Source organism: Candidatus Accumulibacter vicinus (assembly GCF_000584955.1).
Classification (GTDB): domain Bacteria; phylum Pseudomonadota; class Gammaproteobacteria; order Burkholderiales; family Rhodocyclaceae; genus Accumulibacter; species Accumulibacter vicinus.
Map to the genome: position 1 here is coordinate 183,510 of NZ_JDSS02000019.1, position 8,359 is coordinate 191,868.

At 63.0% G+C, this 8,359-nt stretch carries 5 protein-coding genes; 2 read left to right on the forward strand and 3 right to left on the reverse strand.

Annotation, left to right across the window (positions count from 1 at the left end; genetic code table 11):
• The 3 genes from CAPSK01_RS07270 to CAPSK01_RS07280 form a co-directional block, all read right to left on the reverse strand.
• Window positions 1-1,604, reverse strand: a 1,604-nt coding sequence (locus tag CAPSK01_RS07270) for a response regulator (protein ID WP_273703242.1), incomplete at its 3' end; no start/stop codon positions are given.
• A complete protein-coding gene (locus CAPSK01_RS22165; protein WP_273703243.1) occupies window positions 1,597-3,309 on the reverse strand; it encodes a chemotaxis protein CheB in 1,713 nt (570 codons plus the stop codon). The genes CAPSK01_RS07270 and CAPSK01_RS22165, both read right to left, overlap by 8 nt.
• Before the next feature lie 7 nt (window positions 3,310-3,316).
• Window positions 3,317-6,988 carry a response regulator gene (locus CAPSK01_RS07280; protein ID WP_273703244.1) on the reverse strand — a complete coding sequence of 1,224 codons (3,672 nt, stop codon included), beginning with the start codon at window positions 6,986-6,988 and terminating at the stop codon, window positions 3,317-3,319.
• A gap of 408 nt (window positions 6,989-7,396) precedes the next feature.
• On the opposite strand from CAPSK01_RS07280, the gene CAPSK01_RS07285 reads away from it, so the two are divergent.
• Window positions 7,397-7,684 (forward strand): hypothetical protein, encoded by a 288-nt coding sequence (locus CAPSK01_RS07285; RefSeq protein ID WP_034924498.1) that lies wholly within the window; start codon window positions 7,397-7,399, stop codon window positions 7,682-7,684.
• 257 nt (window positions 7,685-7,941) lie between these two features.
• On the forward strand, window positions 7,942-8,359 hold a 418-nt coding region (locus tag CAPSK01_RS22170), incomplete at its 3' end, for an Ig-like domain-containing protein (protein WP_273703245.1).

Sequence of the window (8,359 nt, forward strand, 5' to 3'; positions counted from 1 at the left end):
TTCGGCTGGCGATATCGGAAATGCAGCCCGAGATGCGCGGCCAGCACATCGAACAGTTCTCTCTCCCGCACCGGTTTGCGCAGGAAATCGCTGATTCCGGCCGACATCGCCGTGCGCCGCTGCTCTTCGAGGGCGCTAGCCGAAAACACCACGATCTTTGGCCGCGGCTCGCCAGGCTGAGCCTTGATCCGCTGCGCGGCTTGCAAGCCATCCAGTTTCGGCATTCGCCAGTCCATGATGACCAGATCGGGAGCAAAACTCGCCGACAGTTCGACCGCCTCGATGCCGTCGGCAGCTTCGGCGAGGACAAAGCCGAGCGGACTCAGGAATTGGACCAGCAACTGGCGCGCATCGGGATCGTCATCGGCAATCAGGATGCGTTTGCCGTGATCGAGCGCGCTCGGTGTCGGGCCGTCCTCGTCCGGCGCCATCTCTCCCTCTTCGAGCACCGGCAGCAGCAGGACAAAACGGAAGGTCGAGCCGACAGCAGGAGTCGATTCCACCTCGAGCTCGCTGCCCATCATCGTCAGGTACTGCCGCGTAATGGCGAGCCCCAAGCCGGTACCGGAAGAGGTGGGGTGCGTCACGATCTGGGTGAAGGGCTCGAAGATCCGTTTCTGGTCCTCGGGCGCGATGCCGATTCCCGTGTCACGTACTTCGACCGCCAGTCGCCAGGCACCGTTTTCGGCGGGTTCTCCAGCAACGGCCAGGGTGACGCTGCCTTGCCGGGTGAAGTTGATGGCATTGCCGAGCAGATTGAGCAGTACTTGCCGTAGCTTGGTCGCGTCGACGCGCAGGGCGCCCGGCAGGCGCTTGATGTCCGCCGTCAGGGCAAGTCCGGCGCGCAGGGCACGCGGTTGCAGCAGATCGACGACATCGCGCAGCAGCCGTCCGACGTCGGTTGCTCCCTCCAGAAGCTCGACCCGCCCGGCCTCGATTTTCGAGATTTCGAGCACATCGTTGATCAAGGCCAGCAGATGATCGCCCGAGCGATTGATGATCTCGAGGTTCTTCCGGTCGGTCTCACCGAGCGTCTTGGACTTGGCCATCAGTTCGGAAAACCCGATGATCGCGTTGAGTGGCGTGCGCAGTTCGTGGCTCATGTTCGAAACAAAGGCGCTCTTCGCCCGACTTGCCGCTTCGGCGCGGTTCAAGGCCGCGATCAGGGCGAGTTCCTGTTGTCGCAACTGCTCGACCGTCGCCGCCAGATGGCTCTCACGAGCATGCAGAATCTGGTAGAAGCGCACCCTCGACAGCAGCAGATTGTCCTCTATCGGCTTGGTCAGATAATCCACTGCGCCGAGGGCGAATCCCCGTCTGACGAACTCGTCGGCCTTGAACACCGCGGTCAGGAAAATGATCGGGATGTTGCGCGTGCGCTCCGTCATCTGCAGGTGACGCGCCGTGTCGAAGCCGTCCATGCCGGGCATCTGGATGTCCAGCAGAATCAGGTGCACGTCACGCGCAACGGTTTGCATCAGCGCCTCCTCGCCCGAGGAAGCCTCGATCACCTCGCTGCCGGTCAAGCGGGAAAGCAGTGCCCGTAGCGCGAAGCGGTTATTGGCGTTGTCGTCCACCACCAGGATCAGGAAGTCCTCAGGCATACGCGCCCCCTCTCCGCAGGCGGTAGATGTGCCCGCCAGTCGAATGAGGTACGAGGCCATGCTCGCTGGCCATATGGATCAGGCCGTCGCGTGGACCGAGCACGAGAAAGCCGTCCGGATGCAGTGAGCGCGCGAACAGGGCGAGGGCCTTCCGCTGGTTTTCCACATCGAAATAGATCATGACGTTGCGGCAGACGATGAGTTGGAATTCATTGAACACTCCTTCGCTGAGCAATGAGTGGCGGTGAAACAGGACCGATTGCCGCAAGCGTTCCCGCACTTTCAGACAGCGGCCGTTGTGTTCGACGTAATCGTCGAAGCAACCCGGCCCGCCGCTGGCCAGGTAGTCGCGGCGACTATCGGCCAGACTTGCCACGGGAAACAGACCGCTCTTGCCGAGATCGAGGTAGTACGCGTTGAGATCGGTGGCGAAGAGGCGCGTTCTCGGCAAGAGCCCCAGTTCGTCGAGCAGGATCGCCAGTGAAAAGGCTTCCTCGCCGGTGGCACAGCCAGCGGACCAGATCTTGAGGACCGGAAAGCTCGCCAGGTAGGGCAGGACATCGTCGCGCAGCAGCCGGAATTGCTCGGGGTGGCGGAAAAAGCCGGTCACGCCGACCGAGATTTCTGCCGCCAGGCGCTCGAACAGCGGACGCTGCGACAGGACGGCGCGCTGAAAATCGGCAAAGCCCGGCAAGCCGAACTGTCCCATCAGGTTCTTCAGTCGCCTTTCCAGACTGTCCCGCTGGTAACCACGCAAGTCGTAGTCGTACTGACGCCACAGCGCTTCGAGAAACAAATCCAGCAGACGGCCGGTTGGCGCCGCCTGAAGCCCGGCGATCGCAGCCGCGACGAAGCTGGCTATCCCGGCGCACTTCATGACGTGGTCGAAACGCCCCGCCGCCCAAGCGGCATCGGGCAGCACGCGCGCCGCGCCACACTCGTCGCCGTCCTCGACGACGACGCAGGCCCCGACCTCCTTGAGAGCAGCGCAACCCGCGACCCCGTCATTGCCAAAACCGCATAGCAGAACCCCCAGGCACTGCTCGCGGTACTCGCCGGCGACCGATTCGAAGAGCACATCGATCGACGGTCGGGCATGATTGACCTTGCCGTCGCGAGTGAGATAGACCAGCCCATGCGCCACTTTAAGGTGGCGCCCCGGCGGCGCGACATAGATGGTCGACGTTTCGACCGCCATCAGGTGCTGTGGCATCACCACCCGATAGTCGGTGCGCACCTGGAGCAATCGGTCGAGCAGGCTGATCTGGTCTTCCCGCACGTGCTGCGCGACAAAAACCGTGGTCTCGCCGACCGGTAGACCGTTGACGATTTGCAGCATTTTGTCCAGGCTCTGTGCCGAGCCTCCGACCACCAGCGCCCGGCAACGGGCCAAAGGCGCCGGCGGTCTCGGACCGGCCACCTGTCGCACCGGCAAACCGAGGCGCATCAGGCAATGCGCCAGCAGTGGACGATAGGCGACGATCGTCAGCCGCCGGCCAAGGTCGACCAGCCGGACCAGCGCCTCGACAAGTGGCGCGGGCAAGGTTTCGGCGTCGTAGACGTCCACTTCGAAAGGCTCGCCGTCCGCCTTTGCCTCGTACGCGGCCAACAACGACAACAACTCGGCTTGTTCGGCCGCCGACGTGAGACGACCGAGAACGCCGACCCGGTTTGTCTGGCCAGCCGACAGCAGAGCGGTGCTCATGCCGGACTCAGCGCTTCGCGCACCATAGGGCCGCCATGTTGACCAGGACTTCGTAGTCGACCGGCTTCGAAAGGTAGTCGTCGGCGCCCGCCGCCAGCACGCTCTTCTTGTCTTCCGGCAGCGCCTTGGCGGTCAAGGCAACAATCGGGATGCTGGCCAGACCGGGTGTGCCGCGAATGGCGGCGATCGTCTGATAGCCATCCATCTCGGGCATCATGATGTCAGTGATGACCAGATCTACCGCGGCCTGGGCCAGCAGCGCCAGCGCCTGCTTCCCGTTGACCGCGCTACGCACGCTGGCGCCGTTCTGCTCGAGGGCGGCCGTGATGACGAACAGGTTGCGCGGATCGTCGTCGACCACCAGGATACTTCGCCCGGCGAGACGCTGGTGACCATCCTCGACTGTCGTGCTGGGCGCCGCTTGCGGCACTTCGAGCAGAAAACGTTCGACATTACGCAACAAGCGCTGATCGGCTTGCGGCGTGTTGACGATGATGCTGTCGCTGTAGACGCGCAGGCGCGCCTCGTCCGCTTCGCTCACCGGCTGCGGGGAGAAAAACAGGATCGCCGTCTCCGGGCTCGCCTGGCGGATGCTTTCGGCAATCGTCACTCCCTCGTCGGCACCCCGCTCGCGCAACACGACCAGTGCCAAGCGCCAGCGGTGCTCGCGCAGCGCGGCGCGCAACGCCTCACCGGCGGCGCATTGCCGCACCTGGCCGAAACGCGGACCGATGATGCGCAACACTTCGGCGGCGTCTATCCCGCTGCTGCCGACCACCAGGACGGCAGCTCGCGCCGCGATCACCTCGTTTTCGACACGAGCAAGCTGGTCCGCGTTGACCGGCTTTTGCAGATAGCCGACGATTCCCTGGCGCAGAAGTGCCGCGTCGCGGTCGCGCGCCGACACGACATACACCGGAATAGGCGCCAGATCACTCGACTTAATGGCATGCAGGACCTCACTGCCATCCATATCCGGCAAGCCGAGGTCGAGCAATATACCCGCTGGTCGATGCCGGCGCGCCAGCTCGATGCCGTCAGCCCCGTTCGCCGCGAGCAGCGTTTTGTAACCAAGTTTGCGGTTGAGTTGCCGCAAGGCATTGCCGAAAGCCAGGTCGTCGTCGATCAGAAGGATCACCTGATCGCCTGGAGCCAAGTGTTCGCGATCATCGAGCGGAGCGATCACCCGCTCCTCGGCCACCGTCGGCGGCGGCGCGGGGGGCGGTGCCGCTGCGGCAAGCGGCTGATTGGTAGGGTCTTCCGGTAGCCGCAGGCTGAACACGCTGCCTTCGCCAAGTGTGCTTGCCAGCTCGATGGTCCCGCCTAGCAACTGTGCAAGGCGCAGGCTGATCGTCAAGCCCAGGCCGGTGCCGCCGTATTGACGCGAGGTCGAGCCGTCCGCCTGGCGAAAAGCTTCGAAGATCAAGGCTTGTTTGTCGGGGGGAATCCCGATTCCCGTGTCGCGGACATCTATCCGGATCGGCAGCGCGTCGCCGGAACGACGTTCGAGCCGCAGACTGACGCCTCCTTTCTTGGTGAACTTCAACGCGTTGGACAACAGGTTACGCAGAATCTGGCCGATCTTGTCCACGTCGCTCACGAAGCCGCCCTGGATGTGGTCGGCGACATCGAAGGTCAGGCCGCGCTCACGCGCGGCGTGTTCGAACAGGTCGCGGCAACTCGCGCTCAGCGCCGCACTGTCGACCAGCGCAGGGTGAAGTTCCATGTGCCCGGCCTCCACCTTGGAAAGATCGAGCACATCGTTGATCAGGTGCAGCAGATCCTCTCCCGCCCGGTGTATGACTTCCGCCTGCTTCACCTCGTCGTTGTTCAAGCGACCACCGGCGTTACCGGCGATCATCTTGGAAAGCAGGATGATGGCATTGAGCGGTGTGCGCAACTCGTGCGACATGTTGGCCAGAAACTCCGACTTGTACTGGCTGGAGAGTTCCAGTTGCTGTGCTCTGGCGTCGAGTTCCTCGCGCGAGCGGCGCAATTCGAAGTTGCTCTGTTCGAGCTGCTTCTGTTGCTGCTCGAGTTGCGAATTGGTTTGTTCGAGTTCCTCGCTCTGCTGTTGTACCTGCTGCTGCTGCTCCTCGAGCTGAACATTGCTCTGGCGCAACTCCTCCGCCTGTTGCTGCAACTGTTGCTGCTGCTCCTCCATGCGGGCGTTCGCTTCCTGCAGGCGCTCGCTTTGCTGTCGTGCCTCCTTCTCCGCGTTCTCCGCCACCACGAGCAAGCGGCGAACGTTTTCCTGCTGTTCGGCGGCATGGAGAAAGGACGCGACTATTCCGGTCGCACCAAGCAGGAACTCGCACTGCAGTTCGTCGAAACGCTCGAAGCTGGCCAGTTCGACGACGCCCAGCAACACGTCTTCACGCAGCAACGGATAGGTGTAGGTATAGCAGGGAAGCGCACTCAGCGTTCCGGTAACGACCGGCGCGCCATCTGGGTCGACGGCGGTCAGGATGATCGGTTTCCGTTCGCGCGCCACCTGGCCAACCGCACCTTCGCCGACCGCGAAGCGATTCCCCAGGCGGGAGCGCTGGGTGTACATGTAGCTCGCCAGCAGTTCGAGGCAATTCTCCTGCGGCCGGAAAACGTAAAGCACGCCGCGGCCAGCCGCGAGATAGCGGCCGACGACACGGATCGCCGTGTCGGCCAACTGCTGTAGCGAAAGCCCGCCGGTCAACTCGGTCGACAAGTGGTTGTAACCGTCCTTGACCCAGTTGCGGCCGGCATCCGCCAGCTTGGTTGCGCGCAACATGCGGTTCATATTGTCGATCGCCTGGCCGAGCTGGTCGTTTTCGGACAGCAGGGGGACATCCTCGGAAAAATCGCCTCGACCGATGGCCTCGGCGCGTACCGCGAGGCGCGACAGCGTCCCGATCATCGTATTGATCGAACAGGCCATGCTCTCCGTATCGCCGGGTTCGATCGGCAGCAGGGTAGACAGATCGCCATTCGACAGCCGTTTCATGACGTCCCGGACCCGTGCCGGCTCGCCACCCAACTGGCGCAGTGTGCTGCGCAGGACGGCCATCCCGAGGATGAGCAACAGCGCGCCAGTAACGGCCAGAACAGCGATTTCCACGTCGCGCACGTCGTTGCCCTGCTGGCGAAGGCCCTTGATCGCCTGCTCCGAGCGCGCCAGATTGATCTCGACGATTTCGCTCAGGATGTCGTCGGCAACCTGGAACTTCGGCCGGCATTCGCCGGCCATCAGATCGAGCGCCGGCTTGAGGTCCCGCTCGACACCGCCGCGCGCCAGATCGCCAATTTTCTGACAGACTGTATTCATCGCTCGCCAAGCCGCGTCGAAGCGCTTCATGGCGTCCGCCTCGGCCGGCGTCAGATCGGCCCTGCGGTAGAGGTCGAGCAAGCGCATCATCTCTTTTTCGAAGCGTTCGCGGTTGCCCGCGGCTTCACGCAGGCGCGCCGCCTCGGTTTCGACGGCGAGGCGATAGTCGGCGCGATTGACGTAAATCGCGTTCTGATTGGCTACCGCCACCCAGGCGATCGGCTGCAGTTGGTCGGTATACATCCTGTCTGCCAGTTCGCTCATCGTGGCGGTACCGCGCATCCCTTCGAAGCCCGTGCTCGCCGCCCCAAGCAGCGCAACGAAGATCAGGCCGAGGATTTTCTGCCGAATCGTGAATTGATTGAGAAAATGCAACATCGACGACCTCCTTCGAAGCTCGCAACGGTTCCACCGGTAGCTTACTCTTGAATACCGGTCGAAGACAAAGCGCCTGCGCCGGATCAGCGACGGTACTGACTGCCATGCGATGGCACCGTCGGCTGACCGACCGGCAAAACGCCACCGGCCGGCATGGCAAAACCGCCGCGCACCGAGATCGCTCACGGCGGGCGTTCGATCACCCTCCCGGCAACGACCTGGGGCCCGCGCGTGACCAGGACATTATGAGGTTGTCAAAGACCGCCTTGGCCCCGAAATCCTCACGCGCGGCATGCCAGGACAAGCCCGAGGTATCCCCCGGGCCAAGCCGGCTACTGCGGACCGCAGCGCTCGAGGGCGCGCGCGCCGCCGCCTGAGTGCATCGCGCCGCGAAGGTTGACCCCTTGAGTGCTCGACCCGAATCCCCATGGCTACCGCCTGCGCGCACGCTCGCACCTCCATCGCCGTCGCTGGCCCGAACGTACCGTGCGCTATCGCACCGTGCAGACACACCTTGCCACTTGGCTCGACCTGATCGAGCGTCTGGCGGCGCCGATTCCGCCGCCGCGCCGACATCGGCATCGGTACCCGACCAGCGTATCGCTTGCTAGGTACGGGGTGGAAGTGACCCTGCGCAACGAGACTGAAACAAGACGAGCTGCCATCACCCGTCGTGAGACACTGAGCCGGGCGTGATCCGAATGACTTTTCAAGGGCCACCGGGGCGAAATTCGAGATTGACGCCCCTTGATGAAGGTTCATATACTCCCAATCGTGCCGTTAAATTTCTCATCTTTTGTCGGGATTTTTTACATCAGCACCCAGCCGCGAATGGTAAGGCGCATTAAATTAGTATCATCTTTTATATGGTGCGAAATTTGCTTGCGGCTTCTTCCAATGCGGTGACCCATCTTCCAATGCTCGGTTGACGCACTGTCTCGCAAGGAGAGTTCATGAAGAAGGATGGCCATAATCGCCTCGGTGGGTTGTTCAACGGCGACACAACGACGTCGGCAGTGCATTTCTTCCGGGAGGGTGGTGATGAGACGACCGGCTCGCGCGACGACGGCGCCAATTCGCGGAGCGCACTGACCTCCGCGGCGAGCCAGGGTTTGGCGTCGTTACCTGATACGAGCGCGTCAGACAACCTATCGAATCCCAGCCCCTTCGGCGCAAGCGCTTTTTCCGCTGCAATCTCTCCGGCACTGGCCCTGGTTCCGATCAATCGCGACCCGGTCGCCAATGGCGACAGCTATACCACCCGCTCCAACCAGGCGTTGATCGTCGCCACACCGGGTCTGCTGGGCAACGACACCGATGCCGACGGCGATGCGCTGAGCGTGACCTCGGTCGACATCACGGGCCTGAAGG